This is a genomic window from Kribbella sp. NPDC051936 (assembly GCF_040680955.1).
GTDB lineage: Bacteria > Actinomycetota > Actinomycetes > Propionibacteriales > Kribbellaceae > Kribbella.
On record NZ_JBFAXS010000005.1, the window covers coordinates 249,383 to 276,285 of the forward strand.

Annotated in this window: 24 protein-coding genes; 12 read left to right on the forward strand and 12 right to left on the reverse strand. The window is 70.2% G+C overall.

Going from position 1 to position 26,903, the window contains the following annotated elements; genetic code table 11:
- Nucleotides 1–84 precede the first annotated feature (84 nt).
- Nucleotides 85–3,246: a DUF2961 domain-containing protein gene (locus AB0L64_RS18830; RefSeq protein ID WP_363711574.1), complete on the forward strand. Its 3,162-nt coding sequence runs from the start codon at nucleotides 85–87 to the stop codon at nucleotides 3,244–3,246.
- On the forward strand, nucleotides 3,243–3,764 hold the full coding sequence (locus AB0L64_RS18835; protein ID WP_363711576.1) for an isochorismatase family protein: 522 nt from the start codon (nucleotides 3,243–3,245) through the stop codon (nucleotides 3,762–3,764). The genes AB0L64_RS18830 and AB0L64_RS18835 overlap by 4 nt, the downstream gene beginning before the upstream one ends.
- Here AB0L64_RS18835 and AB0L64_RS18840 read toward each other — a convergent pair.
- Genes AB0L64_RS18840 through tyrS form a run of 3 tightly spaced genes read right to left on the reverse strand, consistent with a single transcriptional unit; the run spans nucleotide 3,761 to nucleotide 6,976 of the window.
- Complete coding sequence (locus AB0L64_RS18840; protein ID WP_363711578.1) at nucleotides 3,761–4,582, reverse strand: NAD(P)H-binding protein; 822 nt, start codon at nucleotides 4,580–4,582, stop codon at nucleotides 3,761–3,763. The genes AB0L64_RS18835 and AB0L64_RS18840 overlap by 4 nt on opposite strands.
- On the reverse strand, nucleotides 4,579–5,787 hold the full coding sequence (locus AB0L64_RS18845) for an aminoglycoside phosphotransferase family protein (protein ID WP_363711580.1): 1,209 nt from the start codon (nucleotides 5,785–5,787) through the stop codon (nucleotides 4,579–4,581). Before AB0L64_RS18845 ends, AB0L64_RS18840 begins: the two co-directional genes overlap by 4 nt.
- 4 nt (nucleotides 5,788–5,791) lie before the next feature.
- Complete coding sequence (tyrS, locus tag AB0L64_RS18850; protein WP_363711582.1) at nucleotides 5,792–6,976, reverse strand: tyrosine--tRNA ligase; 1,185 nt, start codon at nucleotides 6,974–6,976, stop codon at nucleotides 5,792–5,794.
- Nucleotides 6,977–7,199: 223 nt separating this feature from the next.
- Here tyrS and idi point away from each other — a divergent pair, with 223 nt between their 5' ends.
- Entirely contained in the window at nucleotides 7,200–7,763 is a 564-nt protein-coding gene (idi, locus tag AB0L64_RS18855) for an isopentenyl-diphosphate Delta-isomerase (RefSeq protein WP_363711584.1), read from the forward strand.
- Here the strand turns inward: idi and AB0L64_RS18860 are convergent.
- On the reverse strand, nucleotides 7,734–8,603 hold the full coding sequence (locus AB0L64_RS18860) for an NAD(P)/FAD-dependent oxidoreductase (protein ID WP_363711587.1): 870 nt from the start codon (nucleotides 8,601–8,603) through the stop codon (nucleotides 7,734–7,736). The genes idi and AB0L64_RS18860 overlap by 30 nt on opposite strands.
- Before the next feature lie 62 nt (nucleotides 8,604–8,665).
- Here AB0L64_RS18860 and AB0L64_RS18865 point away from each other — a divergent pair, with 62 nt between their 5' ends.
- Nucleotides 8,666–9,592, forward strand: a complete 927-nt coding sequence (locus AB0L64_RS18865) for a GNAT family N-acetyltransferase (protein WP_363711589.1) — start codon at nucleotides 8,666–8,668, stop codon at nucleotides 9,590–9,592.
- Here AB0L64_RS18865 and AB0L64_RS18870 read toward each other — a convergent pair.
- From AB0L64_RS18870 to AB0L64_RS18900, 7 genes are all read right to left on the reverse strand, one after another.
- Nucleotides 9,557–10,546, reverse strand: coding sequence for a 2-dehydropantoate 2-reductase (locus tag AB0L64_RS18870; protein WP_363711591.1), 990 nt, complete (start codon nucleotides 10,544–10,546; stop codon nucleotides 9,557–9,559). The genes AB0L64_RS18865 and AB0L64_RS18870 overlap by 36 nt on opposite strands.
- A gap of 21 nt (nucleotides 10,547–10,567) precedes the next feature.
- Complete coding sequence (locus AB0L64_RS18875) at nucleotides 10,568–10,777, reverse strand: hypothetical protein (RefSeq protein ID WP_363711593.1); 210 nt, start codon at nucleotides 10,775–10,777, stop codon at nucleotides 10,568–10,570.
- Nucleotides 10,778–11,010: 233 nt separating this feature from the next.
- Nucleotides 11,011–11,970, reverse strand: coding sequence for an ABC transporter permease (locus tag AB0L64_RS18880; protein WP_359936325.1), 960 nt, complete (start codon nucleotides 11,968–11,970; stop codon nucleotides 11,011–11,013).
- Between the two features lies 1 nt (nucleotide 11,971).
- Nucleotides 11,972–12,898, reverse strand: coding sequence for an ABC transporter permease (locus AB0L64_RS18885; protein ID WP_363711595.1), 927 nt, complete (start codon nucleotides 12,896–12,898; stop codon nucleotides 11,972–11,974).
- A 76-nt stretch (nucleotides 12,899–12,974) separates the two neighbouring features.
- Nucleotides 12,975–13,988, reverse strand: coding sequence for an oligopeptide/dipeptide ABC transporter ATP-binding protein (locus AB0L64_RS18890; protein ID WP_363711597.1), 1,014 nt, complete (start codon nucleotides 13,986–13,988; stop codon nucleotides 12,975–12,977).
- Nucleotides 13,985–14,962, reverse strand: a complete 978-nt coding sequence (locus tag AB0L64_RS18895) for an ABC transporter ATP-binding protein (protein WP_363711599.1) — start codon at nucleotides 14,960–14,962, stop codon at nucleotides 13,985–13,987. Before AB0L64_RS18895 ends, AB0L64_RS18890 begins: the two co-directional genes overlap by 4 nt.
- Before the next feature lie 6 nt (nucleotides 14,963–14,968).
- Nucleotides 14,969–16,768: an ABC transporter substrate-binding protein gene (locus AB0L64_RS18900; RefSeq protein ID WP_359936317.1), complete on the reverse strand. Its 1,800-nt coding sequence runs from the start codon at nucleotides 16,766–16,768 to the stop codon at nucleotides 14,969–14,971.
- A 166-nt stretch (nucleotides 16,769–16,934) separates the two neighbouring features.
- On the opposite strand from AB0L64_RS18900, the gene AB0L64_RS18905 reads away from it, so the two are divergent.
- The 8 genes from AB0L64_RS18905 (at nucleotide 16,935) to AB0L64_RS18940 (ending at nucleotide 26,432) form a co-directional block, all read left to right on the forward strand.
- The gene (locus AB0L64_RS18905) at nucleotides 16,935–17,618 is read left to right on the forward strand and encodes a response regulator transcription factor (protein WP_363711601.1); all 684 of its coding nucleotides are present in this window, start codon (nucleotides 16,935–16,937) and stop codon (nucleotides 17,616–17,618) included.
- Nucleotides 17,619–17,620: 2 nt separating this feature from the next.
- Nucleotides 17,621–19,030 carry a HAMP domain-containing sensor histidine kinase gene (locus tag AB0L64_RS18910; RefSeq protein WP_359936314.1) on the forward strand — a complete coding sequence of 470 codons (1,410 nt, stop codon included), beginning with the start codon at nucleotides 17,621–17,623 and terminating at the stop codon, nucleotides 19,028–19,030.
- Between the two features lie 116 nt (nucleotides 19,031–19,146).
- On the forward strand, nucleotides 19,147–20,745 hold the full coding sequence (locus tag AB0L64_RS18915; protein WP_363711603.1) for an ABC-F family ATP-binding cassette domain-containing protein: 1,599 nt from the start codon (nucleotides 19,147–19,149) through the stop codon (nucleotides 20,743–20,745).
- Between the two features lie 157 nt (nucleotides 20,746–20,902).
- Nucleotides 20,903–21,682, forward strand: a complete 780-nt coding sequence (locus AB0L64_RS18920) for an ABC transporter ATP-binding protein (RefSeq protein WP_363711605.1) — start codon at nucleotides 20,903–20,905, stop codon at nucleotides 21,680–21,682.
- Nucleotides 21,657–21,989 carry a hypothetical protein gene (locus AB0L64_RS18925; protein WP_363711606.1) on the forward strand — a complete coding sequence of 111 codons (333 nt, stop codon included), beginning with the start codon at nucleotides 21,657–21,659 and terminating at the stop codon, nucleotides 21,987–21,989. The genes AB0L64_RS18920 and AB0L64_RS18925 overlap by 26 nt, the downstream gene beginning before the upstream one ends.
- A gap of 13 nt (nucleotides 21,990–22,002) precedes the next feature.
- The gene (locus AB0L64_RS18930; protein ID WP_363711609.1) at nucleotides 22,003–24,990 is read left to right on the forward strand and encodes an FtsX-like permease family protein; all 2,988 of its coding nucleotides are present in this window, start codon (nucleotides 22,003–22,005) and stop codon (nucleotides 24,988–24,990) included.
- Nucleotides 24,991–25,056: 66 nt separating this feature from the next.
- On the forward strand, nucleotides 25,057–25,458 hold the full coding sequence (locus AB0L64_RS18935) for a metalloregulator ArsR/SmtB family transcription factor (protein WP_363711611.1): 402 nt from the start codon (nucleotides 25,057–25,059) through the stop codon (nucleotides 25,456–25,458).
- Nucleotides 25,455–26,432 (forward strand): cation diffusion facilitator family transporter, encoded by a 978-nt coding sequence (locus tag AB0L64_RS18940; protein WP_363711613.1) that lies wholly within the window; start codon nucleotides 25,455–25,457, stop codon nucleotides 26,430–26,432. Before AB0L64_RS18935 ends, AB0L64_RS18940 begins: the two co-directional genes overlap by 4 nt.
- On the opposite strand, the gene AB0L64_RS18945 is transcribed toward AB0L64_RS18940, so the two are convergent.
- The gene (locus AB0L64_RS18945) at nucleotides 26,386–26,898 is read right to left on the reverse strand and encodes a GNAT family N-acetyltransferase (RefSeq protein ID WP_363712368.1); all 513 of its coding nucleotides are present in this window, start codon (nucleotides 26,896–26,898) and stop codon (nucleotides 26,386–26,388) included. The genes AB0L64_RS18940 and AB0L64_RS18945 overlap by 47 nt on opposite strands.
- Between the last annotated feature and the right edge of the window lie 5 nt (nucleotides 26,899–26,903).

Consider the following 26,903-nt stretch of genomic DNA (forward strand, 5'->3'; position numbering starts at 1 on the left):
TGGACAGTCATGAGCTCTTCTCAAAGCGGTGACAACGATGGTAGACATCTCAGAAATCGATTTCCCATGACGAAGGACCCGCCCATGCTCCGTCGTGTCGTCGCTCTCGCCGCCTGTGCGCTGCTCGCTCTCCCCGTCACCACGGCGTCGGCCGCGCCACCAGGAAACGACAACGGTCCCGTCGGCTGGGACGTCTACCGGAACCTCGACCGCCTGCCCGAGCTGCAGACCGGCGTCCGGACGAAGCAGTTCTCCAGCTTCGGCCGCGACGGCACGAACAACGACGGCTTCGACGGCACCTACTCGTGTCTGCGGACGACGGCCGCCGGCTGCGTGATCGCCGAGGACAGCGGTCCCGGCGAGGTCGCGTCGATCTGGTTCACGCGCGACGAGGGCAACGTCACCAGGACCGGCGCGATCACAGTCGAGCTGGACGGCAAGCAGGTGCTGCACGGGTCGTTGCAGGACATCGTCGACGGCAAGCTCGGCGCACCGTTCAGCTACCCGCTGGTCGCGAACGGCGTCCAGACCAGCGGCGGCGTCTACCTCCGGGTCCCGATGCCGTACCGCTCGTCGATGCGGATCACCACGCAGACGAACCCGTACTTCTACCACGTCGACTACCGCCAGTTCCCGGACGCGACCGGCGTCCGGACCTTCGACCCGGGCGACAAGGCAGAGGACGTCCTCGCGCTGCTCAACGCCTCCGGTACGAAGGACCCGAAGCCCGCACGACCCGACGCGCGGACGACGAGCACCCCGTTGAACCTTGCTCCCGGCAAGCAGGTGACGCTGGCGGACGCCCGCGGCGCCGGCGAGCTGAGCGCCCTCCGGCTGAAGCTGCCCGATCTCGTCGGCCTCGATCTGAAGAGCTTCGCCGACGACGGCCGGGCGTTCGTCGGCGGCAGTGCGTTCACGCTGAAGATCGACCCGGCCAACACCGGTGTGAAGCTGACCCGGCGGATGGACCTGCGGATCGGAAACCAGCGCGCCAGGATTCTCGTCGACGGCGCCCCGGCCGGCGAGTGGGCGCCGCTCGAGGCGCAGGGCGCGCAGTGGCACGACCAGTCCGTCGACCTCCCGGCCGCGCTCACGGCGGGCAAGTCGCAGATCACGATCACCAACCAGTTCGTCTCGTCCGACTTGGACTTCAACGAGTTCCTGTACTGGGCGGACTCGACCGTCGGCGGTCAGGTACAGCGCACCGACACGCTCGACGTCGGACCGAAGCATGTCGCCGACGAGCAGGCCCACGGGTACTCGATCACGCAGCAGAACTGGAGCGGTGAGCACGCGATGGCATACGCCGCCACCGACGAGGACGCCGCCCGGGTCAAGCCGTCCGACACACTGCTGGCGGGTGTCCGCGTGCAGGTGACGATCGACGGCCGGAAGCGTGTCGACGCACCGCTCGGCGAGTTCTTCGGCTCAGGTCTCGGTGAGAACCCGGTCCGTTCGCTCTTCTTCGCGATGGATCCCGACGGCTGGTACTCCTCCTGGTGGCCGATGCCGTACGCCGCCCGCGCCACGGTGACGCTGGTCAACACCACGGCGTACCAGCTCGAGGGGCAGGCCGAGGTGACATCGGCGAAGGATGCCCGCAAGACGCTCGACCTGGCGACCGGGAAGATCGGCTACTTCACCGCGATCTCGACCCGCGGCGAGACCACGCAGGGCAGCGACTGGACGTTCGCCGACGTGGCCGGCCGCGGCAAGTTCGTCGGCGTCTCGCAGACCATGGAGGGACTGCTTGCCGACGGCAACACCCGCGGTTACCTGGAGGGCGACGAGCGGGTGTACGTCGACGGCGAGCGGACGCCGGCGATCCACGGCACCGGGACCGAGGACTACTACGAGTCCGGCTGGTACTTCAACGCCGGCACCTATTCCACCCCGTTCCACGGCAACTCCGCGCACGAGGTCCGCGCCGGGTTCTGCACCAACGAGTGCGACGGGGCGTGGCGACTGCACATCATCGACTCGGTCGCCTTCGAGAACCAGCTCGACTTCGGTATCGAGCACGGCCAGCAGGACGACCACCCGGCGATCTACGGCTCGACGGCGTTCCTCTACACCGCGTCGGCGTTCGGCGCCCGGGAGACGGACCGGATCGACACCGGCTCGGCGAGCAGCCGTCAGCAGCACGGGTACGTCGACAACGGCACCCAGGCGGGCCTGAGCTCGGTGTACGAAGGCGACCACGACAACATCACCCTTACCGACCAGGTCCGTTCCAGCACGCAACCGATCCGCTTCACCGTCACGACCGATCCAGCCAACCGTGGCGTCACCCTGCGCCGGACCAGCGATCAGAACAGTCCTGGGCAATCGGCGCAGGTCATCGTCAACGGAAAAGACGCGGGCACCTGGCTGCAACCGCTCGGCAACACGCACCAACGCTGGCTCGACGACAACTACCAGTTGCCAGTGGCAATCACCGCTGGACGCACGAGCCTGGCCATCGAGCTCCGGCCCACCGGTCCGGCGTGGACCGCGTCCGCGTACGTCGTCCAGTCGCTGACCGCGCCGTACGACGACCGCCGCGCGCCCGGCGCCGTCACCGGAGCCGTAGCCACCGGGCGGGCGGACAACGCGATCAACGTGACCTGGAACGACGTCGGTGACGAGAGCGGGATCGCGTACTACAACGTGTACGGCGCCGTCGCCGGTGGGGCCGAGAAACTGGTCGGGACGAGTCCGTTGCCCGGGTTCCTGCACAGCGGGCTGGGGCTGGGCGAGACGTGGAGGTACCGGGTGTCGGCGGTGGATCTGGCCGGGAACGCGGGCCCGAAGTCCGCGGCGGTGCAGGGGACCAGCGGGCGGACGTTGCGGGTCGAGGGCGAGGCGATGCTGCCGCCGGTCTCGTCGACCGTCGCGGTCGATCCGCAGGGGAACTGCTGCGGCGTCAGTTGGTCCGGTGGTGCGCAGGCGTGGATCCACGGCACCAGGGCCGGCGACAAGACGGTGTTCGGGTTCACCGTGCCGACGACCGGCACGTACGAGTTGTCGGCCGTCCTGACGAAGGCGGCCGACTACGGCATCGTCGACGTCCAGATCGACGGGAACGCCGCGGTCGGCTTCGACGGGTACCAGGCGTCGGGGGTCGGCACGCAGACCGTGGCTCTGGGGACCGCGCCGTTGACGGCGGGCGCTCACCAGCTCGCGGTGACACTGACCGGCAAGAACGCGGCAGCGACCGGCTACCTGGTCGGTGTGGATCTGCTCGACCTTAAGCTCGCCCCGTGAATCCCTTGGAGTCTCGCCGTACCGCACTGATCCTGATCGACCTGATGCCACGGATCGTCGCGCTGCAGACCGCGCCGCTCAGCGGACCGGTCGTGCTCGAGCGATCCGTGGCGCTGGCCGCGGCGACGCGGTCGGCGGGCGGGGTGGTGGTGAACGTCCGGGTCGAGCGGCCCGGTGTGGACGTGCAGCCCGAGGGCAGCGGGTTCGCGCCCGAGGTCGTGCCGCAGGAGGGCGACCTGGAGATCGTCAAACGAACGATCGGCGCCTTCGGGCGGTCGCCGCTCGACGCCGAGCTCCGGTCCCGCGGCATCGCGAACGTGGTGCTGGCCGGTATCGCCACGAACTTCGGCGTCGAGTCCACCGGCCGGGCCGCGTCCGACCTCGGCTACGAGACGTTCTTCGTCACCGACGCGATGACCGGCCTCGACGACCACGCCCACGACTTCGCGGTCTCGTACGTCTTCCCGCGCATCGGCGCGAACTGCACGAGTGAGGACTACCTGAAGGCCCTGAACTAACCGAAAAGTGCAGCGTTTTCCTGGGCCCATGCCTGGAGGGTCCGGGGTTGGTGCCCGGTGACTTCGGCGACGGTGCCGTTGACAGTGGTCTCGTCGATGGTGCCGTCGCCGAAGAACCCTTCGATGGCCTGCGCGTAGGGCTCCGGCATCGACGCGAACAGGGCGTCGTGGGTTTCCGCGCGGCTCATCGGGTACGCCGTCAGCGGGCGGCCGAGGGCGTCGGCGAGGATCGCGACCTGCTCGACGGGTGTGAGCGCGACCGGCCCGGTCAGCCGCAGGACCTGGCCGTCGTGCCCGCCCTGCAGGGCCCGCACCGCGACGTCGCCGATGTCGCGCGGATGGATCGTCGACACCGGTACGTCGGGGAACTGGACCCGCACCTCGTCACCGGCCCGCAACTGGTCCCGCCAGCGCAGCGTGTTCGACATGAACGAGTTCGGCCGCAGGAACGTCCAGGCCAGACCCGACGCCCGCACGGCTTCCTCGGTGGCGTGGTGGTACGCGGCGACCGCGTTCGTCACGTCGCCGTCGAGTGAACTGCTCGACAGGACGACGACTTTCCGGACGCCCGCGTGGACGGCGTTCGCGAGCAACTCGTCGAGCCGTTCGTAGCCGCTCATCAGGAAGATCCCGGACACTGCGGGCAACGCGTCCACGAACGTCTCCGGACGGTTCAGATCGCCGATCACCGACTCGATCCCGGCGGGCAGCTTCCGCTCCGACCGAACGAGTGCCCGCCCTGGAATCCCCTGTTCGGCCAGCGCCTCGACCACCGCGCCACCGGCGTTCCCGGTCGCGCCGGTCACCAGAACGGTCATGATCCCCACCCTCTCGCCTCGACCCGCACAGCCTGCCACGCGCGCAGGGCCGCGCGCAGGCAGATCCCGGGGTCGTCCGCGTGGTACACGCGCTCGTCAGGCTCGATGTTGTCGAGGAACCGCTGGTAGGTCAGCGCGTAGGTGAGCGGGCTCAGCACGCTCATCGGCCGCAGCGCACGCAGCGGCTCGGACCCCGGGACTTCACGCCGCCAGGCCTGTGACCAGACCTCCGCGGGGTGCTCACGCCGCTCCTCGGGCAGGAAGTCCTGCAGCCGCTTGATGTCGATGGCGGGGTGGCCGACGAACGCGTCGGCCCAGTCGACGATCCTGCGGGTCGATCCGTCCGAACGCCAGTTGCCCGGGTGGAAGTCGCCGTGGACGAGCGTGACCGGCAGCCCGGCCGAGTCGAGTTCGTCGACGACGTCCGGGAGCCTCGCGATCAGCCGATCCAGGCCGGCCACCTCGTCCGCGGTGAGGCGGACGCTAGGCAGGAGCCGAGTGAGGTCGGCGACGAGGTCGTGCGGCAACACACTCGGCGCCGCGAGCATGCCGGTCTCGGCTGCCAGGGCGGCTTGTACGGCTACCCAGCGACGGACGACGTGGTCGATGGTGTCCCGGTCCGGTTCCCAGCAGTCGATGCCCGGGGCATGAGCCAGGAGCGACCACCGGTTGCCCGGCGACTGACCGAGCACGGCCGGTACGAGCGTCGCGTCGTACCGGCTGACGTGCTGGATGATGTCCGCGTCGACACCGCAGAACCGGCCGGTCGCCTTCGCCCACGCACCTGGAAAGCGGATCAGGCACGACAGGTTCCACGTCTTCACCTGGACGGCGTCGCGCGGTCCGAGGATGCCCCGGGCCCACTCGATCATCCGGCTCGGCCCGTCCACCTCGGCCCACGTCGACCGCAGCGGATGCGGCGCGACGATCGACTCCCACGCGGGCAGCGGCGCGGTGTCGAGTACGTCCGGCCGCGGCTCCTCCAGCGCCTGCACGTGGTAGACGACCCGGCCGCCACGCCCGATCACGGCCTCGTCCGCGTGCACCAGCCGGAGGACCAGCGTCCGTACGCCGAGCAGGGCGTCGAGGTGCCGGGTGATCGCCTCGACCTCGGCCCACCACGCCGGCTCGACCTCGAACGCCGGCGCCCGCCCGGCGTAGCGGTCGCCGACGCTGACCAACGCTTCCACGGTCCTGATCTCCACCCGCCTACTCTCGCCTGATCCGGTGCCACGTGCGAGCGCCGGACTTCAGGACGACGTCCGTGCCGAGATCGACGGGTGCCCCCGGATCGTCGGTCCGGACGCCGTTGATCGTCACCGCGCCCTGGCGGAGCAGGCGGCGGAGGTCGGAGTTGCTGTCGCCGGGACGCGCCGCGCGGAGCAGATCGAAGGCCGTGGTGATGTCGTGGGCGACGACCAGCTCGGGCATCCCGGCCGGTTCGGAACGCTCGGAAAACGTGTGACGGAAGGCGGCCAGCTCGGAGCGGGCGGCGCCGGCCCCGTGGTACCGGGTGACGATCGCGGCCGCCAGCCGGAGCTTGGCGTCCCGGGCGGCCGGCCCGGTGGCGTCCGCGAGGGCGTCGACCGTCTCCAGGGGCAGCTCGGTGTAGACCCGCGCGTACGCCTCGATCAGCGAGTCCGGGATGCTCATCACCTTCCCGAACTTGTCCCGCGGGCTGTCCGTCAGCCCGATGTAGTTGTTCAGCGACTTGGACTGTTTGGCCCGGCCGTCGATCCCGGGCGTGATCGTGGTCGTGATCACGGCCTGCGGCGGCGCGCCCAGCCGCTGCTGGAAGTGCCGCCCGAGCTGCTCGTTGAACAGTTGGTCCGACCCCACGATCGTCAGGTCGCTGCGCATCGCGAAGCTGTCGTAGCCCTGCAGCACCGGGTACACCAGCTCGTGCACGGCGATCTCCCGCCCGGCCGCGACCCTGGACCGGAACATGTCCCGGGCCAGCAACTGCGCGTGCGTGACCTGCGCGAACAGACCGAGAAGCTCGGCGATCGGCATCGCGTCGTACCACTCGGAGTTCCGCCGTACCTCGAACACCTCCGGGTCGGTCCGCAGCACCAGCGACACCTGCTCGAGGAACGACGCGGCGTTCACCTCGATCTGCGCGGGCGTGAGCACCGGCCGGGTCTCCGAGCGCCCGGTCGGGTCGCCGACGCGGGTGGTGAGGTCGCCGAGCAGGAACACGACCCGATGCCCGAGATCCTGCAGCCGGCGCATCATCCACAGGTTCACCGCGTGCCCGAGATGCAGGTCGGGCGCGGTGCAGTCGACGCCGTACTTGATCCGCAACGGACGGCCGGATTCCAGCCGGGCTTCCAGATCTTCGAGTCCGACGACGGTGTCGGTGGTACGGCGTAACCGGTCGATGACAGCGTTCACGAGGGTTCCTCTCAGGACGAGGCACCCGTGCACCAGTGCCTCCGGCAAACGGAAAGAGGCAGGAACCGGACGGTTCCTGCCTCGGAGGCTCTGGGTGGAGCGACTGCGGGGACTACCGAAGGCCGGCTCCTCCCAGAGCCGGTCGATAGGTCACGCAGTGCTTGGTCACAATCCCAGGCTAACAGCCGCCGCCGAGCCTCCGGAATCGGATTAGGCTCGGCCTGTGATCGACGAGCGGGTTGTGCTGGTGGACGAGGGCGGGCATGCGGTCGGGACCGAGGCGAAGGCGACGGTCCACCACGCGGCGACGCCGCTGCACCTGGCGTTCTCCAGCTACGTGGTCGACCCGGCCGGGCGGGTGCTGCTGACCCAGCGGGCGTTCGGCAAGCCGACCTGGCCGGGCGTTTGGACCAATAGTTGCTGCGGGCACCCACTCCCCGGCGAACCGCCCGCGCAGGCGGTCCGGCGCCGGCTCGCCGACGAGCTGGGCATCGTCGTGGACGCCGCGGAGCTGGTGCTGCCGGAGTTCCGGTACCGCGCCGAGATGCCGACGGGCGTGGTCGAGAACGAGATCTGCCCGGTGTACCGGGTGTGGTGGACCGGTGACCCCACGCCGAACCCGGCCGAGGTCGCCGACTGCCGATGGGCCGAATGGTCCGAGCTCCGGGACCTCCCGGATCTCTCGCCCTGGTGCCTGCTGCAACTCGACGAGCTCCCGGGATCGCCGCTGGAGTGGCCGATCGCCGACCCGGCGCGGCTACCGCCGGCTGCTCAGATCCAGCTCTAGCAGATCCGCGTGGACGGCGACGGCCGCCGTACTCGCGTGACCGGCGGCGCCGATCGCGAGCAGCGCCGGACTCGCCGTCGTACCGACCGCGTAGATGCCCGGCATGGTCGTCCGCCCGCCCTCGTCGGTCACGACCGCACCGTCGGTGACCTGGCACCCGAGTCGCTCGGCCAGGTCGCTCTGCTGATGCTGCCGGACGACGACGAAGACCCGCCGCGCCGGCAGGTCGGCGCCGGTCAGCGCGACCGAGCCGGCCCGCACCTCCTCGACGCGCTCGGTGCGAACCGCGACCCCGGCCCGGTCGAGCTGATCCCGTTGAGCGGCGGTCAGTTCGTCCCCGTCGGTGCACAACGTCACGTCGTCGCTCCATCGGCTCAACAGGACAGCCCGCGCCACCGAGCGCTCAGGAGCTCCGCGCATCCCGAGCTGTACCAGCGGCTGATCACGGACCTCCCAGCCGTGACAGTGTGGACATGCAACGACCGACTGCCCCCACCGGTCGGCGACGCCCGGTACGTCGGGCAGCTCGTCCCGCAACCCGGTCGCCAGCACCACAGCCCGCACGTGTTCACCACCGGCGACGAACCCGTCGTCCACCACCTCGACGTCGTCGACCCGCCCATCGCGGACGGCGACGTCGTACGTCGCGAGCTGCCGTCTCCCCACCGCCAGCAGCTCATCCGGCGCCGGCTGCTCCGCGCCGAGGAAGTTGTGCACGTGGGACGCCGCGCGGTTCCGCGCCCGCCCGTCGTCGAAGACCACGACCTGCCGCCGGGCCCGCCCCAAGGTCAGCGCGGCCTGCAGTCCCGCCACACTCCCGCCGATCACCGCAACATCCATGTGTTCATCATACGAGAGACTTGATCTCATAATATGAAATTGGATAGCGGGGTGAGAACGCGGTGGAGCCTAATGACCGGGTGATCCGGATCAGGCCTGTCGAGACCGACGCCGACTACGAAGCCTGGCGTCAGGTGCGCCTCGCCGTGCTGCCCGACGAGCGTGCGCCGAGCATCGCCGAGCTCCGGAAGGCCGAGACGTCGCAGCGGCTGTTCCTGGTCGCGGAGCTGGACGGCGAGGTCGCCGCGCACGGCACCTCCGACCGCTCGAACGAGGCGGACCGCGCCTCCGTGATCGCGCGCGTCCGTCCGGAGGCGCGCCGGCAGGGGATCGGAACCGCGTTGCTCCGGGCGCTGACCGAGCACGCGGCGGCGCAGGGCTTCACGATCGCCGGCTGCAGCATCGACGACGACGGCTCGCTCGAGTTCGCGAAACGCTTCGGCTACACCGAGTACCTCCGCCAGGTCGAGCAGGTCCGCCAGATCGCCGACGAGCCCTGGCCGCCCACGCCGACGGAGTACGACGTCGTGCAGGTCTCGGAGCGCCCCGAGCTGTGGGCCGCGGCGTACGAGCAGGTCGCCGTCCCGACTCTCCCGGATCTCGACACCACGGCCCCGATGGACGTGACGGCCGAAGAGTGGGCAACGGAGTGGATCAACGACCCGGACGCGATGTTCCTGGCGGTGGCCGGTGACCAGGTGATCGGTGTCGCCGGTCTGATGCTCGACACCGACAAGCCCGAGCGCGCCGAGGTCGCCTACACCGCCGTCGTACCGCAATGGCGCGGCAAGGCCGTGGCGTCGACCCTGAAGCGGTCGAGTATGGCGTGGGCGGCCGAGCACGGCATCACCGAGATCTACACCTGGACCCAGCAGGGCAACGCGAACATGCGGCGGCTGAACGAGCACCTCGGCTTCACCTACCGGACGGTGAGTGTCAACGTGCGTGCGGAGCTACCGCTGCAGTTCCCGGACGAGCTCGGGTCCTGACCACGAGCGCCGGTCCGTCTCGGCGGCGTGGATCAGGTCCACCAGCCGCTCGTTGACCGGCGCGGTCCGGCCGAGCGACCGCGCGAGGCGGACGACCTCGCCGTTCAGGTAGTCGATCTCGGTCGGCCGTCCGGCTTCGAGGTCCTCCCACATCGACGTCCGGGCGAGCGGATCGACTGCGAGCACCTTGCTCGCCAGCCGCCGGAACAGGAAATCGGGCAGCCGGAGGACTGTGGGGAACCGGTGCATCGGGATCGCCAGCAGCTGGGCCGGCCGGATTCCGGCGGCGTCGAGGATTCCGAGGGTCTCGGCTTGTGCCGCGGCCAGGCAACGGCGGTACGAGCGCTGCGAGAGCTCGTCGCGCAGCGGCAGGTTCGACAGCGCGTTGATCGGGTTGTTCAGGTTCAGCAGGAGCTTCGCCCACTGCACCGGGAGGATGTCGTCGTGCTGTGTGAGGGGCAGCCCGGCGCGCTCGAACGCGCTCAGGTACGGCGTCAGCGCGGCGTCCCGCTGGACGTCGAGCGCGCCCTCGGTGCCCTGGTGGAATACCCCGGCGCCCCGGTTCAGCACGTTGAACGGGACCATGCCGGTGATCACCACCTGCTCCGTCAGCCGGGACCGCAGCAGCTCGCCGTTCCGGATGCCGTTCTGGAAGCTCACCACGACCGCACCCGGCTTCAGGACGCCGGCGAGCTCGGCAGCGGCGCCTTCGGTCGCGGCGGACTTCACCGTCACCAGCACCAGATCCGCGCCGGCCGCACCGGACGGCGTCGTCTCGAACCGCACGTCCCGCACCCGGAGGTCCGCCCCCAGGTAGTCGGTCAGCCGCAGCCCGTTCGCAGCCAGCTCAGCGGCTGTCCGCGGCCGGCCGACGAAGGTCACGGGCGTACCGGTCGCGGCCAGCCGCCCGCCGACGTAGCACCCGATGCCACCCGCACCGTAAACAGCGATCACGCCGACAAGGTACCGAAGGAGTCAGCTCTTCCCGTATCCCTCCGGCGGTTTCGTCGAGACGTGCTCGTGGTCTCCGGGTTCGTAGTGCGCCGCGGTCTCGCCCGACCCGTGGCGCCGCGTGAACTTGGCGAAGCTGATCGCTTCCACCCCGACGGCGTACAGCGTCCAGAGGGCGAGAGCGAGCGAGATCAGCGCGATCGTGAGCAGCGGCAATGCGATGGCTGCACCCATGGTGAGCCTCCAATCCGGCCACAGGCCCGGTACCCGACGACCGGCGCCCGCACACGGGCGGGGGTCCTGTCACCACCACCGTCCGTCCACGGCTCGTCGCCGGTCAGAGTCCGAAGACCCTCCGGCCCGGCCGAAGGTCACGGCAGGCCGGAGGGCAGGAGGCTCGTCCTGACCCGTTCCGGCGGGTCACGACGGATCGCACCCCCCTGCCCTCCGGGGCCGCCGCCCGGGCGTCAGTGCAGCCGGACGCGAGGGTCCAGTACGGCGTACGCGATGTCCACCAGGAGGTTGGCGACCACCACCGCGGCCGAGGCGAACAGGACGATGCCGATGATCACCGGCAGGTCCTGCTGGTTGATGGCGACGACCGCGGTCTGCCCCAGTCCCGGCAGGCTGAACACGGTCTCGATGACGACCACGCCGCCGATCAGTTGCCCGAGATCGATACCGAACTGTGTGACCACCGGCGTCAGCGCGCTGCGCAGACCGTGCCGGACGACCACCCGGCTCTCCCGGATCCCCTTCGACCGCGCGGTCCGGATGTAGTCCTCGCCGAGCACGTCCAGCATCGAGCCGCGGGTCAGCCGGGTATACGTCGCCGCCAGCAACAGGGCGAGCGCGACCCAGGGCAGCAGCAGGTGCTGGAACCAGGGCCCGATCCCGCCGGTGATCGGCGAGTACCCGCCCGCCGGGAACCAGCTGAAGCCGCTGAGCGTGAGCCGGAAGTACAGGAAGTACAGCAGCAGCAGACCGAGCAGGAACGACGGGAACGAGTAGAAGAACAACGAGAACAACGTCAGCCCACGATCCGCCAGCGAGCGCGGATGGGTTGCCGAGATCACGCCGTTGAAGATGCCCAGAGCCAGCCACAGTACGGCGGCGCCGAGCGCCAGCGACACCGTGATCGGCAGTGCCTGCCCGATGATGTGCGTGACCGGCACCTGGTGGTAGTAGTCGTACCCGAGATTGCCCCGCACCGCGTTGCCGAGGAAGTCCAGGTACTGCTTCCAGACCGGCAGGTCGAGGCCGAGCCGGTGCTTGATCAGCGCGATCGTCTCCGGGGTGGCCTGCCGGCCCGCGAGCGTCTGCGCCACGTTGCTCGGAGCAACGAAGAACAGGGCGAACACCGCGATGCTGATCAGCCACAGGACCAGGATGCCGTGACCGAGGCGGCGAATCAGGAACATGGCCATGTCAGGTCCGATCTGCGCGGGGGTCGAAGGCGTCCCGGACCCCGTCGCCGAACAGGTTGAAGGCGAGCGTGGTGATCAGCAGCGCCAGGCCGGGGAACAGGATGAACCACCAGGCGGTCGTGTAGTAGTTCTGCGACTCGCTGATCATCCCGCCCCAGTCGGCCGTCGGCGGCGGCAGGCCGAGCCCGAGGAACGACAACGTCGCCTGGGTCACGATCACCACCGGGATCAGCAGCGTCGTGTAGACGATCACCGGCGCGATCACGTTCGGCAGGATGTCGACGAACATGATCCGGCCGTCGCCGGCGCCGAGCGAGCGGGCCGCTTCGACGAACTCCCGTTCGCGCAGCGACAGCACCTGACCGCGAACGATCCGGGCGACCGACGCCCAGCTGAAGCAGCCGATCACCAGCACCGTGACGGTCAGGCTCGGCCCGGTCACCGACACTAGCGCGATCGCCACCAGCAGGAACGGTACGGACAGCACCACGTCGATCAGCCGGGCCAGGAGCGTGTCGGTGATCCCGCCGAGGAAACCCGCCGCCAGTCCGAGCACGACGCCGATGACGACCGTGATGACGGTCGCGATCACGCCGACGAGCAGCGAGATCCGGGCGCCGTACGCGATCCGCACCAAGATGTCCCGGCCGAGGTCGTCGGTGCCCAGCCAGAACGTGCCGTTCGGCCCGCGCGGCAGGCCGTCCGGGGTCAGCCCGATGTCGCGGTACTGCTCGTTCGGCGGATGCCCGGTCACGGCCGCGAACACCGGTGCGAAGATCGCCATCAGCACGATCAGCACGATCACGGCGAGCGAGACCATCGCCACCTTGTCCTTGCGCAACCGGCGCAACGCGAGCGCGAACGGGCTCCGCCCCTCGATCACCTGGGGTTCGTCGATGACGTCGACCATCTCGATGGCGGTACTCATCGACGTCCTCGCTTCGCTCCGGGCGCCGATGAGGCACAAAGAGGGCTGTGCTTTCTGATGAGCTCGCTTCGCTCGCTCATGATGCCCTCAGGTCCGGTACGGCGGTGGACAGGTCCTCGCCCACCGTCAACGGGTAGAAGCAGGCGGTGCGGTGCTCGGGCCGGTCGTCCAGGACGGGCTCCAGCACCGGCTCCTCGGCCGCGCAGTCCAGCCGCGCCTTCGGGCAGCGGGTGTGGAACCGGCACCCGGACGGCGGGTTCGTCGCCGACGGGATGTCGCCGCCGAGGATGATCTGCTCGCGGCTGTCGGCGGTGTCCGGGTCCGCGACCGGCAGCGCCGACAGCAACGCCCTCGTGTACGGATGCCGGGTCTGCCCGAACAGCTCGCCGGTCGGCGCCAGCTCGACGATCTTGCCCAGGTACATGACCGCGATCCGGTCGCTCACGTGCCGGACCACCGACAGGTCGTGCGAGATGAACACGTAGGTGAGGTCGAACTCCTGCTGCAGGTCCGACAGCAGGTTGATGATCTGCGCCTGGATCGACACGTCGAGTGCCGACACCGGCTCGTCGCAGATCACCAGCTTCGGCCGCAGCGCCAGCGCTCGCGCGACGCCGATCCGCTGCCGCTGACCGCCGGAGAACTCGGCCGGGAACCTGTTGTAGTGCTCGGGGTTCAGCCCGACCAGCTCCATCAGTTCCTGGACCTTCTTCTTCCGTTCGTTGCCGGAAGCAATGTTGTGGATGCTGAACGGGTCGCCGATGATCGAGCCGACCCGGCGGCGCGGGTTCAGCGAGCCGTACGGGTCCTGGAAGATCACCTGGACGTCGCGGCGCAGCGGCCGCATCGCCTTGCGCGAGAGCCTGGTGATGTCCCTGCCCTCGAACCACACCGAGCCCGACGTCACGTCGTACAGGCGAGCCATGCAGCGGGCCAGCGAGGACTTCCCGCAGCCCGTTTCACCGACCAGACCGAGGGTCTCGCCCTTGCGCACCTCCAGCGAGACACCGGCGACTGCCTGCACCACCTCCTTGGAGGACGTCGGGAACTCCTTCCGGACGTCGTCGACCCTCAGCAGCACTTCGTTCATGACGCCACCGCCTCGTTCACGTTGTGGGGGAGCCAGCAGGCGGACTGGTGACGCGGGTCGCCGCCCACGTCGGTCAGCGGCGGTGGCTCCGCGCACTTGTCGAACACGTGCGGGCAGCGGGCCGCGAACGGGCAGCCCTTCGGCAGGCTGATCAGGCTGGGCGGTGCGCCCGCGATCGGCGTCAGCCGGTCCCCGCTGCGGGCGGGCAGCGACGCCAGCAGGCCCTGCGTGTACGGGTGGTGGTTGCGGTAGAAGATGTCCCGGCGCGGCGCGCGTTCCATCACCGCGCCGGCGTACATCACCACCACGTCGTCGGCCATCTCCGCCACCACGCCGAGATCGTGGGTGATCAGGATGATCGCCGTCCCGAACTGCTCCTGCAGCCGGCGCATCACGTTCAGCACCTGCGCCTGCACGGTCACGTCCAGCGCCGTGGTCGGCTCGTCGGCGATCAGCAGCGCCGGGTCGAGCGCCATCGCCATCGCGATCATCACCCGTTGCCGCATCCCGCCGGAGAACTGGTGCGGATAGTCGTCGATCCGCTCCGCCGCCCGCGGGATGCCGACCAGGGTGAGTAGTTCGGCGGCCCGTTTCCGGGCCGCCTGCTTGCTGATCTCCAGGTCGTGCGCGCGGATCATCTCCACGATCTGCCAGCCGATCCGGTACTGCGGGTGCAGGCTGGACAGCGGGTCCTGGAAGATCATCCCGATCCGGGCGCCCCGGAGCCGCCGGAGCGTGGCCTGGTCCGCGGTGATCAGGTCGGTGCCGTCGAAGTACGCCGTACCGGAGACGGTCGCGCCGCGGGTGAGGCCGGTGATGGTCTGGGTGGCGACGCTCTTGCCGGACCCGGACTCGCCGACCACGGCGAGCGTCTGCCCGGCTTCCACGTCGAACGACAACCCCCGGACGGCACGGACGGTACCGTCCGGGGTGTCGAAGGAGACCTTGAGGTCTCTTACTTCAAGCAGGGCCATGTGGGTTCAGCCGCCCTGCTTGTCCTTGGACAGCCACACGTTCGTCGGGTCGTAGTTCTGCATCGACGGGACGTAGACGGCGTTGTGGACCTGCGCGGCGTGGTAGTTCGCCTGCTTGCCGTTGGTGAGCGGGTAGAAGGCCGCCTGGTCCATCACCCGGGCGTCGGCCTTGGCCCACAGGTCGGCGGCCTGGTCCTGGGTCTCCGCGGTCGCCGCCTGCTGGATCAGGCTGTTGGTCTCCGGGTCGTTGTAGAGCCCGAAGTTGGAGCCCACCGGCGGGTACGACGGCGGACCGGAGAACAGCGGGTTGAAGAACGACAGCGCCGCGTTCCCGTACCAGTCGGCGCCCCAGCCGGCCAGCGAAACGTCCCAGACACCGCGCCGCGCGACATCCGGCACCTGCAGGTACTTCACGTAGAAGTCCGCGTTCGGCGACGGTACGCCGACCACCGTGATACCGGCCTTGGTCAGGTCCTGCTGGACCGTCTGGAAGGTCTTGCTGCTGCCCTCGGTCGCGTTGCGGTACAGGAACTTCAGCGTGAGGTGCGGGTAGCCGGCCTCGGCGAGCAGTTGCTTGGCCTTGTCAGGGTTGTACTGGTACGGGTCGATCTGCTTCGAGCCGACGATGACGTCGGGCAGCACGTGGGTCAGCGGCGGGTTCAGCGTCTTGCCGCCGAGCACCTGCAGGATGTGGTCGCGGTTGATCGCGTAGCTGATCGCCTGCCGCACCTTCGGGTTCTGCAGCGCCTTGTTGTTGTTCGGCGAGACCGTGTTGTAGATGACGTACGGGTTCGAGCCCGCGGTGTCGCCGATGGTCAGGTTCGGATCCTTCTTGGCCTGCAGCGCGGGCAGCTGGGACGGCGGCGGCGCGACGTCGAACTCCATGTCGGCCGACGGCGTACCGGTCTGCAGCTGCTGCTGGACCGAGTCCTGGGTGACGGTCTCGTTCACCACGATCTTGTCGACGTACGCCTTGCGGACCGGGTCGGACGCCGCGTCCCAGGCGGGATTGCGGGAGTACGTGATCGACTTGGTCGGCACCCACGCGTCGACCTTGTACGGGCCGTCGGACGGGAAGTGGTTGCCGAGCTCGGTGCTGGCCGGAAGGTAGTTGAGCGACTCCACCGGCGCCGGCGAGAAGGCCGGCAGGGTGAGCATGTCGACGAAGTACGTCGCGCGCTGGGTCAGGTGGAAGACGACCGTGGACGCGTCCTTGGCCTCGACGCCCGGCAGCGGGGTCTTGTCGATGTACTCCTTGATCCCCGCGACCGTCTTCGGCGCCTTCGCGAACCCGTCGGCGAACGCCTTGTACCCGACGATCAGCGTGGCGAAGTCCGGGATGCCGCCGAACGGCTGCTGCGGGTTGGCGGTGCGCTTCACGCCCAGGACCATGTCCGCCGCGGTCACCGGGCGGGCCGGCGAGGTGTTCCACTTCGCCCCGGGGCGGATCTTGATCGTGTACGTCTTGCCGTCCGCGCTGATCCCGCCGTTCGCCTGGGTCGGGATGTCGGTGGCCAGATCGGCGACCGGCGCGGTGTTCTTGCCGTTCGGATCGGCCGGGTAGGTGAACAGCTGACGGCTCCACATCCGCAGGTTCAGGTACCCGACGGAGTAGTAGCTGACGTTGGGGTCCATGTAGTCGACGTCGCCCGCCCCGAGCATGTTCAGGGTGCCGCCGTTGACCGGTGTGCCGGCGGATCCGCCTCCGGATCCGGACGCCGTTCCGCCGCCGTTGCTGCAGGCGGCGAGCGCGATCAGGCTCGCCGCGGCGGCAAGGGATGCTGCCGCCAGCCGTCTTCTGGCCATTGGTCCTCCTCCGGGACTCGATAGCGCCGAAGCTAGGCCGCCCGGACCCGCCCGGATCCGGGGTCACGCAACCGTCATGAGGACGTCAACCGGGCCCCGCGCGAACATGACGGATTCATGACAGCCGTAATCGGCGTCCGGCCCGGCGGTGAGCGACACTGGTCGCGTGGCACACAGCTTGCTGCTGGTCGACGACGAACCGCGGATCCGGCGGGTCCTGCGGCTCGCCCTGGAGGACGAGGGGTACCAGGTCGCTGAGGCGGCCAACGGGTACGACGCTCTGGCCGCCCTGCGCCGGGAACCCCCGGACGTGGTGCTGCTGGATCTGATGCTGCCGGACCGCGACGGGTTCACGGTGTGCCGGGAGATCCGGCGCGCCAGCGACGTACCGGTGATCATGGTGACCGCGCGGACCGACAGTCACGACGTGGTCGCCGGGCTGGAGGCGGGCGCCGACGACTACGTGACGAAACCGCTCGTCGCGAAGGAGCTGTCGGCCCGGATCCGGGCGCTGCTGCGCCGGGTCGAGCCGGCCAACGCGCGGCAGTCCGACCTGCTCGAGATCGGTGACCTGCGGATCGACGTACGGGGCGCCGAGGTGACGCGGGACGGCGCGGTGCTGCCGCTGACCCGGACCGAGTTCAAGCTGCTCGCCGAGCTCGCCGGCGCCGAGGGCAAGGTGCTCAGCCGCGAGCAACTGCTCTCGAAGGTCTGGGGCTACGGGTACTTCGGGGACAGCCGGATCGTCGACGTCCACATCCGGCGGCTGCGCCTGAAGATCGAACGCGATCCGGCCAGCCCGAAGCACCTCGTCACCGCCCGCGGTCTGGGCTACCGCCTGGTGAGCTGACCTTGCTGGGACGGTTCAGCCTGCGGGGGCGCGTGATGCTGGCGTACGGGCTGCTGGCGCTCGGTCTGTCGACTGTGCTGTCGGTAGTGACCTGGAGCGTGGTCTCGGACTACCTCGTCCAGCAGCGGGAGGCGGCGGCCGAGACGATCACCGTCGACAACGCGGCAGCGCTGCGGTACGGGCTGTTCGGCCCGCCCGAGCCGTGCCGGCCCAGCCACGAGCGGGTCGAGTGCGACAGCCCGACGCTGCAGAAGGGCGTTTCGGTGACGGAGCTGATGAACAGCTTGCCGGCCACCGACGCGGCGGCGTCGATGCTGTACCTCGAGGATCATTGGTACTCGCTGACCGGGAAGCCGTCCGACCTGCCGCCGGACATGATCCAGGACGCGATCGGCGGCAACGTCGTGCAGCGCCGGATCGACGTGGGCGGCCAGCCGGTGCTCGCGGTCGGCGTACCGATCGGGCGGCAGGGCGACGCGTTCTTCGAGTGGCATCCGCTGAACAGCCTGGACGCGACGCTGCAGCGGATGAAGATCACGCTGATCGCGGCGGCGATCGCGACCGCCCTGCTCGGGCTCGCGGTCGGGCGGCTGGCCAGCACGCTCGCCCTGCGGCCGCTGGCCGAGCTGACCCGGGTCGCGGACCATGTCGCGCGCGGCAAGCTGGACGCGCGGTTGCAGGCCGAGAACGACAAGGACCTGGGCGGCCTGGCGCGGTCGTTCAACCAGACCGCGGCGGCGCTGGAACGCCGGGTGGCGGCCGACGCCCGGTTCGCCGGCGACGTGAGCCACGAGCTGCGGACGCCGTTGATGACGATGCTCAACTCGATGCAGCTGATCCAGAACCACCGCGCCGAGCTGCCGGCCGCCGTCCGGGAGCCGGTGGAACTGCTCGGCGACGACCTGGACCGGTTCCGGCGGCTGGTGATCGACCTGCTGGAGATCTCCCGCGACGACGGGGGCGACCGGGGGAGTCGCGAGATCGTACGGATCGCGGACCTCGTCCGCGCCGCGGCCGACGCGGCCGCCGGACGCGAGGTGACGGACGTCGAGCCGGAGGCCGAGGGACTCACCCTGCAGGCCGACAAGCGCCGGCTCGAGCGCGTGATCGCGAACCTGGTCGAGAACGCCGAGGACCACGCGGGCGGCTGCAAGGGCGTCGGCGTCGCGGCGGGCGGGCTGGGGGTCGTGATCACCGTCGACGACGCCGGGCCGGGGATCGCCGTGGAGGACCGGACCCGGATCTTCGAGCGGTTCGGTCGCGGCGAGATGTCGAGCCGCGGCCGCGGCGTGGGACTCGGCCTGGCGATCGTCGCCCGGCACGTCGAGTGGCACCACGGCACCATCCAGGTCACCGACCGTCCGGGCGGCGGCGCCCGCTTCGTCGTCGAGCTGCCCGCGAAAATCAGCTGACGGTCCTTGCCCGCCCCGGTTACCGTGGGCCCATGGCTACTTGCCTCTGTGTCTAGCCGGCGCACCCGCTTCTGCAGGTGAGGTGCGTCCACTAGCTAACACGGAGAGTAACCATCATGATCACCGTTCGCGGTGTAGATATTCGGGTCGGTGCACAGGTGCTGCTGGCCGAGCTGTCGTTCACTGTCGGCGCGGGCGACCGCGTCGGACTCGTCGGCCGCAACGGCGCCGGCAAGACCACGCTGATGAAGACGCTGGCCGGCGAGGCCCGTCCGGCAACGGGACAGATCGCCGTGACCGGGTCGATCGGTTACCTGCCGCAGGACCCGCGCGCGGCCGATCCCGCCATCACCGTCACGGCACGCATCCTGTCTGCGCGCGGCCTGGACGTAGCGGTCCGGGACCTGCGCGCGGCCGAGACGGCGATGAGTACGGCGACCGGCGCGGCCCAGGAGCGGGCGATGGCGGCGTACGCGCGTGCCGAAGCGGCGTTCCAGGCCGGCGGCGGATACGCGGCCGAGACCGAAGCGGCGCGGCTGGCGGCCGGCGTCGGTCTGCCCAACCGTGCCCTGGAGCAGCCGATCGGTGAGCTGTCGGGCGGTCAGCGCCGGCGCGTCGAGCTGGCGCGGATCCTGTTCGCACAGCACGACGTGCTGCTGCTCGACGAGCCGACCAACCACCTCGACGCCGACTCGGTGCTGTGGCTGCGGCAGTTCCTGCTGGCCTACCCGGGCGGCCTGATCGTCATCAGCCACGACCGTGAGTTGCTCAAGGCAACGGTCAATCGGGTCTTCCATCTGGACCCGCAGCGGCTGACGGTCGACATCCACAACACCGGCTGGACGAAGTACCTCGAGCAACTGGACGTGGACGAGCGGCGGCGGCAGCGCGAGCGTGCGGTCGCCGAGCGCAAGGCCGCGGTCCTGCACGCCCAGGCAGCGAAGATGCAGGCCGGTGCGAACACGGCGGTCGCGGCGCGGAACATGGCACGCCGCGCGGACAAGCTGCTCGGCGGCCTCGAGCCGGTACGCCGGGCCGCGCGGGTCGCCAAGATCCGCCTCCCGGCCCCGGCGCCTTCGGGCCGGACGCCGTTGTCCGCGGTCGGCCTGAAGAAGTCGTACGGCGCCCTGCAGGTCCTGGACGGTGTGGATCTGGCCGTGGACCGGGGGAGTCGGGTCGTCATCCTCGGGCTGAACGGGGCGGGCAAGACCACGCTGCTCCGGCTCCTCGCGGGCCGCGAGCAGCCGGACGCCGGCCGCGTCGTACCAGGTCACGGGCTGAGGCTCGGGTACTTCGCGCAGGAGCACGACACGCTGGACCTGGCCGGCACCGTCCGGCAGAACCTGGCGACGGTCGCGCCCGGGCTGACCGACGGCGAGGTGCGTAACGTGCTCGGCTCGTTCCTGTTCAGTGGTGACGACGTGGACAAGCCGGCCGGCGTCCTGTCCGGTGGCGAGAAGACCCGGCTGGCCCTGGCCGGACTGGTCCACTCGAGCGCGAACGTGCTGCTGCTGGACGAGCCGACGAACAACCTCGACCCGGCCTCCCGGGACGAGGTCCTCGGCGCGGTCGGCAGCTACCCGGGCGCGATCGTGATGGTCACCCACGACGAGGGCGCGATCGAGGCCCTCCGCCCCGACCGCGTCCTGATCCTCCCCGACGCCACCGAGGACCTCTGGTCCGACGACTACCTCGACCTGGTGTCGCTGGCCTGATCACCGTCCGGGCCCGCCGCGAGCGGGCCCGGACGGTCCTGAACGGACCTTCGTCGGGTCGGACGCGGGACGTTCGTCCCTGACCGGTGCGTGGTGAGGCTCCAAGGCTGGAAGGAACGAACCCTCGTTCCCGCCCGCGCCCGTGAGGAGGACCACCATGCTGAAACGCCGGGCCGGTCGGCCGTCGGGTACCGAGCAAACCACGAGCGACGTCATCGTGTCTGCCACCGCCGTACGGAAGACGTACGACACCGGGCAGGTCCGGGTCGCCGCGCTCCAGGGCATCGACCTGGAGTTGCGGCGCGGCGAGATGGCCGCCGTGATGGGCCCGAGCGGCTGCGGCAAGACCACCCTGCTGAATTGCCTGTCCGGGCTGGACGAGATCGACGGCGGCCGGATCCTGATCGAAGGCGTCGATCTCACCGAGCTGCCGGACCGGGCGCGTACCCGGTACCGGGCCGAGCGGATGGGGTTCGTCTTCCAGTTCTACAACCTGATGCCGGTGCTGTCGGCGGTGGAGAACGTCGAACTGTCGCTGCTGCTCGCCGGGCGGGCGCCGAAGGCCGCCCGCGAGCGCGCGATCGAAGCGCTCGAGCTGGTCGGCCTGGCCGACCGCGCCACGCACGTCCCGGACGAACTGTCGGGTGGCGAGCGGCAGCGGGTCACCATCGCCCGGGCCCTCGTCAACGAGCCCGCGATCGTCTGGGCCGACGAACCGACCGGCGACCTGGACAGCGAGTCGGCGGAGGACATCACGTCGCTGATGCGGCGGCTGAACCGGGAGCGGGGCCTGACCTTCCTGATCGTGACCCACGACATCGCCGTCGGCCGGCGGACCGACCGGATCATCAGGATGCTCGACGGCCGGGTGGTCGACGAGCAGGTCGTGAACGAACGGAGGGAGCCCAGCCATGTTCACGCGTCTCACGTTGCTTGAGATCGACACCGTCCGGATCGACACCGCGTCGGCGGTCGAGCGGTTCCGGGCCGAGGTGCTCCCGGAGCTGCACGAGCAGCCCGGGTACGCGGGTGTGCTGGTGATGGCCACGCCGGAGGGCCTGGGCGCGATCATCAGTTTCTGGGAGACGCCGGAGGCGGCTGACGCTGCCGGCTCGCAAGGCTTCTACGCCGAGACCCTGGAGCGCTACACGACGATCTTCCGGTCTCCGCCGGGACGTGAGCGCTACCAGATCGCGCTGGCCGAGCTGCCGTCCATGGAAGCCACCGCCCCCGCCGCGAACTGAGGGGGTGCCGGCCATGACCGAGCTGTTCGGAATTCCGGTCAGGGCACTGGCCGTCGTACTCGGCCTGCTGGTGGTCGTCACGCTGGCCGTGGTGGCCGCACTGGCGGTGCGGAACCGGGTGCTGTTCAAACTGGGTGTCCGCAACATGGCCCGGCGCCGCGGCCGGACCGCCATCATCGTCGGCGGCCTGATGCTCGGGACGATGATCATCGCCTCGGCCCTCGGCTTCGGCGACATCATCTCGCACACGGTCCGGACGTCGGTGATCACGACGTACGGCCAGACCGACGAGATCATCTCGGCACGCTCCACCGACGAACCGGACATCGCGACGCTCGGCCGGGGAGCGGGCGCGCGCTTCCTGTCCGCGACCGAGGCGGCTCGCGTGGTCGCCGCCGCCCGGCAGGTGCCGGCCGTCGACGCGGTCGCGCCGGCGATCAGCGAGTCGATCGCCGTCCAGAACTCCCGCAGCCGCACGAGCGAGCCGAGCGTGACGCTGTTCGCGACCGACCCGGCGTCGGCGTTCGCGCGGATCCGCACGACATCGGGTGCGAGCGTGCGGCTGGACGAGCTCGCGGCCGGGCAGGTCTACCTGAACGCCGAAGCGGCGGACGACCTCTCGGCGGCGGCCGGCGACGAGCTCGTGGTGTTCGCGGGCGGCCGTCAGCAGCGGCTGACCGTCGCCCGGGTGGTCGACCACGACGGCGCCGGCACCGACGGCGGTGCCTTGCTGATGCCGTTGCGATCGGCGCAGCAGTTGCTCGGCGTCGGTTCCGCGGTCCAGCAGGTCGTGGTGTCGAACGACGGCGACGAGATCGGCGGCGCGGATCGCACCGACGAGGTCGTCACCGCGCTGCGGCCCACGACGTCCGCACTCGGTCTGTTCGTCGACCCGGTGAAGCGCGACGGACTCGACCAGGCCGACGAGCAGGGCGCGAGTTTCCTGTCGATGTTCTCGACGATGGGCACGTTCACCGTCTCGGCCGGCGTACTGCTGATCTTCCTGGTCTTCGTCATGCTCGCCGCGGAGCGCCGCGGTGAGATGGGCACGGCGCGGGCGATCGGCACCCAGCGCCGCCAGCTGGTGCAGATGTTCGTGTTCGAGGGCGTCGCGTACGACGTCCTGGCCGCCGTCGTCGGTGCCGTACTGGGTCTCGCCCTGTCGGTGGGCATGGTCCGGGCGATCGCCGGCGCGCTGTCAGGCCCTGGCATGGTGACGATCCGGTACCGCCTGACGCCGACCAGTCTGGTCGTCTCGTTCGCGCTCGGGGTACTGCTCACGCTCGCGGTGGTGCTGATCGCTTCGTGGCGGGTCAGCCGCCTCAACATCGTCACCGCGGTCCGCAACCTCCCGCAGCCGCCGCGGCGTCGCCGGCGGAGGTCCTGGGGTGTCCACATCGCCTGGACGCTCCTGCTAGGCGCCGCGTTCATCGCGCTGGCCTACCGCGGCAAGAGCGCGGAGCTGCTGCTCGCCGGCGGCACCCTGGTGATCTTCGCTCTGGTCCCGCTGATCCGCCTGCTCGGCGGCAGCGAACGGCTGACGTACACCGTCGCGGGTCTTGGCGTCCTGGTGTGGAACCTGCTGCCGTTCTGGGTCTACGAGAAACTCGTGCCGGGACTGCGGATGGGGTTCTCGGTGTTCGTCCTGGCCGGGCTGCTGCTGGTGGCCGGCGCGACCATGGTCGTCGTCTACAACGCGACCGCCGTGCAGTCCGCGCTGATGTGGGCGTTCGGCCGGTCCCGGCACGCCGCACCGGTGGTCCGGACGGCGATCGCCCAGCCGCTGCGAACACGGTTCCGCACCGGCGCGACGATCGGGCTGTTCATGCTGGTCGTGTTCACGCTGGTCGTCGGATCGGCCACGTCCGGCTCGTTCGTGGCGGCGTACAACGACGAGGAGACGTTCGGCGGCGGGTACGACGTCACCGCGCAGACCTCACCGCTCACCCCGATCACGGACATGAACCAGGCGCTGGCCACCGCGCCGGGGATCGACCGGTCCGCCATCACCGCGGTCGCCGGCCAGTCGTACCTGCCCGTGCAGGCCCGTCAGAGCGGGCAGAGCGGGTTCCCCGGCTACGTCCTCAGGGGACTCGACGACGAGTTCACCCGGTCCACCACGTACGGTTTCGCGATCCGGGCCGCGGGATACGGCTCCGATCGTGCGGTCTGGGACGCGGTGGCTGCCAACCCCGGTCTCGCCGTCGTGGACGCGTACTCCGTTCCGCGCCTGGACAACTTCGGTACGCCGAAGGTGTCGGACTTCGGGCTGACGGGATTCCACCTCGAGGACGACAGCTTCCGGCCCGTGCCGATCGAGGTCCGCGACATCCAGTCCGGCAAGACCCTGCGGCTCACCGTCATCGGCGTCCTGGCCGACACCGTGCCGCTCGCCATGGTCGGCATCTCGACGGCGCAGCGGACCGTGGCGCCGCTGGGCGCGGCGGCGGCACCGAGCGTCTGGTACTTCCGGACCGCTGCGGGCACCGACCCCGAGGTCGTGGCGCAGCAGTTGGAGTCGGCGTTCCTGGACAACGGGATGCAGGCCACGGCGCAGCGTGAGGCACAGCGGGACGCGGTCGGCGCGAGCCTGACATTCCAGTACCTGATCCTGGGATTCCTGGGCCTCGGGCTGGTGATCGGCGTCGCCGCGCTGGGCGTGATCAGCGCCCGCTCGGTGGTCGAGCGGCGCCAGCAGATCGGCGTACTGCGGGCGATCGGATTCCAGGCCCGGATGGTGCAGATGACGTTCCTGGTCGAGTCGCTGTTCATCACGCTGACCGGAGTGGCCGTCGGGGCCGTGCTCGGGCTGGTGGTCGCGGCCAACGTCATCGCCGACGCGGCCGGCCAGCCGGGGATGGAGAACCTGACACTGAAACCGCCGTGGACCGCGCTCGGGATCATCCTCGTCGTCGTGGTGATCTCGACGATCCTGACCACCTGGCTGCCCAGTGTGAAAGCCTCCCGCACCTATCCCGCGGCCGCGCTTCGCTACGAGTGAGCGATCGCGGGTCCCGGCCCCGGGCCGGTGTTGCCGGGCCGGGGGTCGGTGCTCTACCGTGAATATATGAAGAGTTCTGCAGATGTGCAGCCGGATGCCTGCAGCGTGCGGCTCGTCGACCCGGAGCGGGTGGCGAGTGTCAATGCCAGGATGCCGGGCGAACAGGACGTCGTCGACACGGCCGACGTGTTCGGGCTGCTCGGCGATCCGCGGCGGCTGAAGCTGCTCGTCGCGCTGCTCGACGGGGAGCTGTGTGTCTGCGATCTCGCCGCGATCACCGGCCTGAGCGAGTCGGCGACGTCGCACGCGCTCCGGCTGCTCCGGGCGCATCGCGTGGTCGCCGTCCGGCGCGACGGGCGGAACGCCTTCTACCGGCTCGACGACGCCCACGTGCGGATGCTGCTGGACCTCGCGGTCGCGCACACCGAGCACACCGACGCCATCCACCCCGAGAGGTCCGAAGGATGAGCGCCGGTCACGGACACGGACATGGGCACGGGGTCGACGCGCAGGCCGACAAGAAGCTGCTCAGCGGTGCGCTCGCGCTGATCGTCGGCTTCATGATCGCCGAGGTGATCGTCGGCGTCGCGGCCGGCTCGCTGGCCCTCGTCACCGACGCCGCGCACATGCTCACCGACGCGATCGCCATCGCCCTGGCACTGCTGGCGGTCCGGCTGGCCGCCAAACCGCCGGCCGGCGGCTTCACGTACGGCTTCAAGCGGGTCGAGATCCTGTCCGCCCAGGCGAACGGCATCACGCTGCTGCTGCTCGCGGTCTACTTCGTGTACGAGGCCGTCAGCCGGCTGATCCACCCGCCCGAGGTGAAGGGCGGGCTGGTCCTGATCACCGGCGTCGTCGGCATCGTGGTGAACCTGTTCGCCACCTGGCTGATCAGCAAGGCGAACCGCTCCAGCCTGAACGTCGAGGGCGCGTTCCAGCACATCCTCAACGACCTCTTCGCGTTCGTCGCGACCGCGATCGCCGGTCTCGTCGTCCTGCTCACCGGGTTCGCCCGGGCGGACGCGATCGCGGCGTTCGTGGTCGCCGTGCTGATGCTGAAGGCCGGCGTCTCGCTGGTCCGGGACTCGGGCCGGATCTTCCTCGAGGCCGCGCCGGCCGCGATCGACCCGCAGGCGCTCGGCGCCGAGCTGTGCGCGGTGCCGGGTGTGGTCGAGGTGCACGACCTGCACGTCTGGGAGATCACCTCCGGCGAGCCGGCCGCGTCCGCGCACATCTTGGTTGCCGAGGGCCTCGACTGCCACCAGATCCGGGTCCGGATCGAGCAGTTGCTTGCTGAGCGCCACCATCTGACGCACTCCACGCTCCAGGTCGACCACGCCGGCGCGGAGGCGCCGGAGCACTGCAGCGACGCGCACGGTGCGGTGCACCGCGCGGTCACAGGCGCTGGACCAGCACCTGACCCGGCCAATCCACATCATTGACCCGCGGTACGGCGAACGCGGTGTCGCGCGTGAAGCCCTGCTGCTCGTAGTACCGGACCAGTGCGCCGTCCCCGCCGGCGAAGCAGTCCACCCGCAGCAGCCGCACGCCTGCTTCGCGGGCGAGGCCGCGCGCGTGGTCGAGCAGGGTCCCGCCGAGGTTCTGCCCGGCGGACGCGCGATCGGTCACGAGCAGCCGCACGTACAGTTCCGGCTCGGTGGCCGGCGGCACGTAGTCGAGCGCGGCGCCGACGGCCAGCGCGCCGACCACCCGGTGGTCCGCCGTACCGACCCAGAGGCCGCCGTCGTCGGCGAAGCCGGTGATCTGCTCGACGCGCCGCAGGCTCGTCGAGTGCGGCGCCGTACCCCACTGGTCGGTCCGGCCGCGCGCGACCAGCCATTCGGTCGCTTCGTCGAGGAGCGCCAGCACGGCCGGTACGTCGTCCCGCCCGGCCCGGCGGATCGTCATCTGCA

Excerpts from the sequence above, each read along its gene's own strand:
- AB0L64_RS18945 (WP_363712368.1), bottom strand. The coding sequence starts at position 26,898 with ATGACGATCCGCCGGGCCGGGCGGGACGACGTACCGGCCGTGCTGGCG.
- AB0L64_RS18840 (WP_363711578.1), bottom strand. The coding sequence starts at position 4,582 with ATGACCGTTCTGGTGACCGGCGCGACCGGGAACGCCGGTGGCGCGGTG.
- AB0L64_RS18930 (WP_363711609.1), top strand. The coding sequence starts at position 22,003 with ATGACCGAGCTGTTCGGAATTCCGGTCAGGGCACTGGCCGTCGTACTC.
- AB0L64_RS18860 (WP_363711587.1), bottom strand. The coding sequence starts at position 8,603 with ATGGATGTTGCGGTGATCGGCGGGAGTGTGGCGGGACTGCAGGCCGCG.
- AB0L64_RS18895 (WP_363711599.1), bottom strand. The coding sequence starts at position 14,962 with ATGGCCCTGCTTGAAGTAAGAGACCTCAAGGTCTCCTTCGACACCCCG.
- AB0L64_RS18940 (WP_363711613.1), top strand. The coding sequence starts at position 25,455 with ATGAGCGCCGGTCACGGACACGGACATGGGCACGGGGTCGACGCGCAG.
- AB0L64_RS18915 (WP_363711603.1), top strand. The coding sequence starts at position 19,147 with ATGATCACCGTTCGCGGTGTAGATATTCGGGTCGGTGCACAGGTGCTG.
- AB0L64_RS18900 (WP_359936317.1), bottom strand. The coding sequence starts at position 16,768 with ATGGCCAGAAGACGGCTGGCGGCAGCATCCCTTGCCGCCGCGGCGAGC.
- AB0L64_RS18935 (WP_363711611.1), top strand. The coding sequence starts at position 25,057 with ATGAAGAGTTCTGCAGATGTGCAGCCGGATGCCTGCAGCGTGCGGCTC.
- AB0L64_RS18830 (WP_363711574.1), top strand. The coding sequence starts at position 85 with ATGCTCCGTCGTGTCGTCGCTCTCGCCGCCTGTGCGCTGCTCGCTCTC.
- AB0L64_RS18875 (WP_363711593.1), bottom strand. The coding sequence starts at position 10,777 with ATGGGTGCAGCCATCGCATTGCCGCTGCTCACGATCGCGCTGATCTCG.
- AB0L64_RS18890 (WP_363711597.1), bottom strand. The coding sequence starts at position 13,988 with ATGAACGAAGTGCTGCTGAGGGTCGACGACGTCCGGAAGGAGTTCCCG.
- AB0L64_RS18925 (WP_363711606.1), top strand. The coding sequence starts at position 21,657 with ATGTTCACGCGTCTCACGTTGCTTGAGATCGACACCGTCCGGATCGAC.
- AB0L64_RS18880 (WP_359936325.1), bottom strand. The coding sequence starts at position 11,970 with ATGGCCATGTTCCTGATTCGCCGCCTCGGTCACGGCATCCTGGTCCTG.
- AB0L64_RS18920 (WP_363711605.1), top strand. The coding sequence starts at position 20,903 with ATGCTGAAACGCCGGGCCGGTCGGCCGTCGGGTACCGAGCAAACCACG.
- AB0L64_RS18885 (WP_363711595.1), bottom strand. The coding sequence starts at position 12,898 with ATGAGTACCGCCATCGAGATGGTCGACGTCATCGACGAACCCCAGGTG.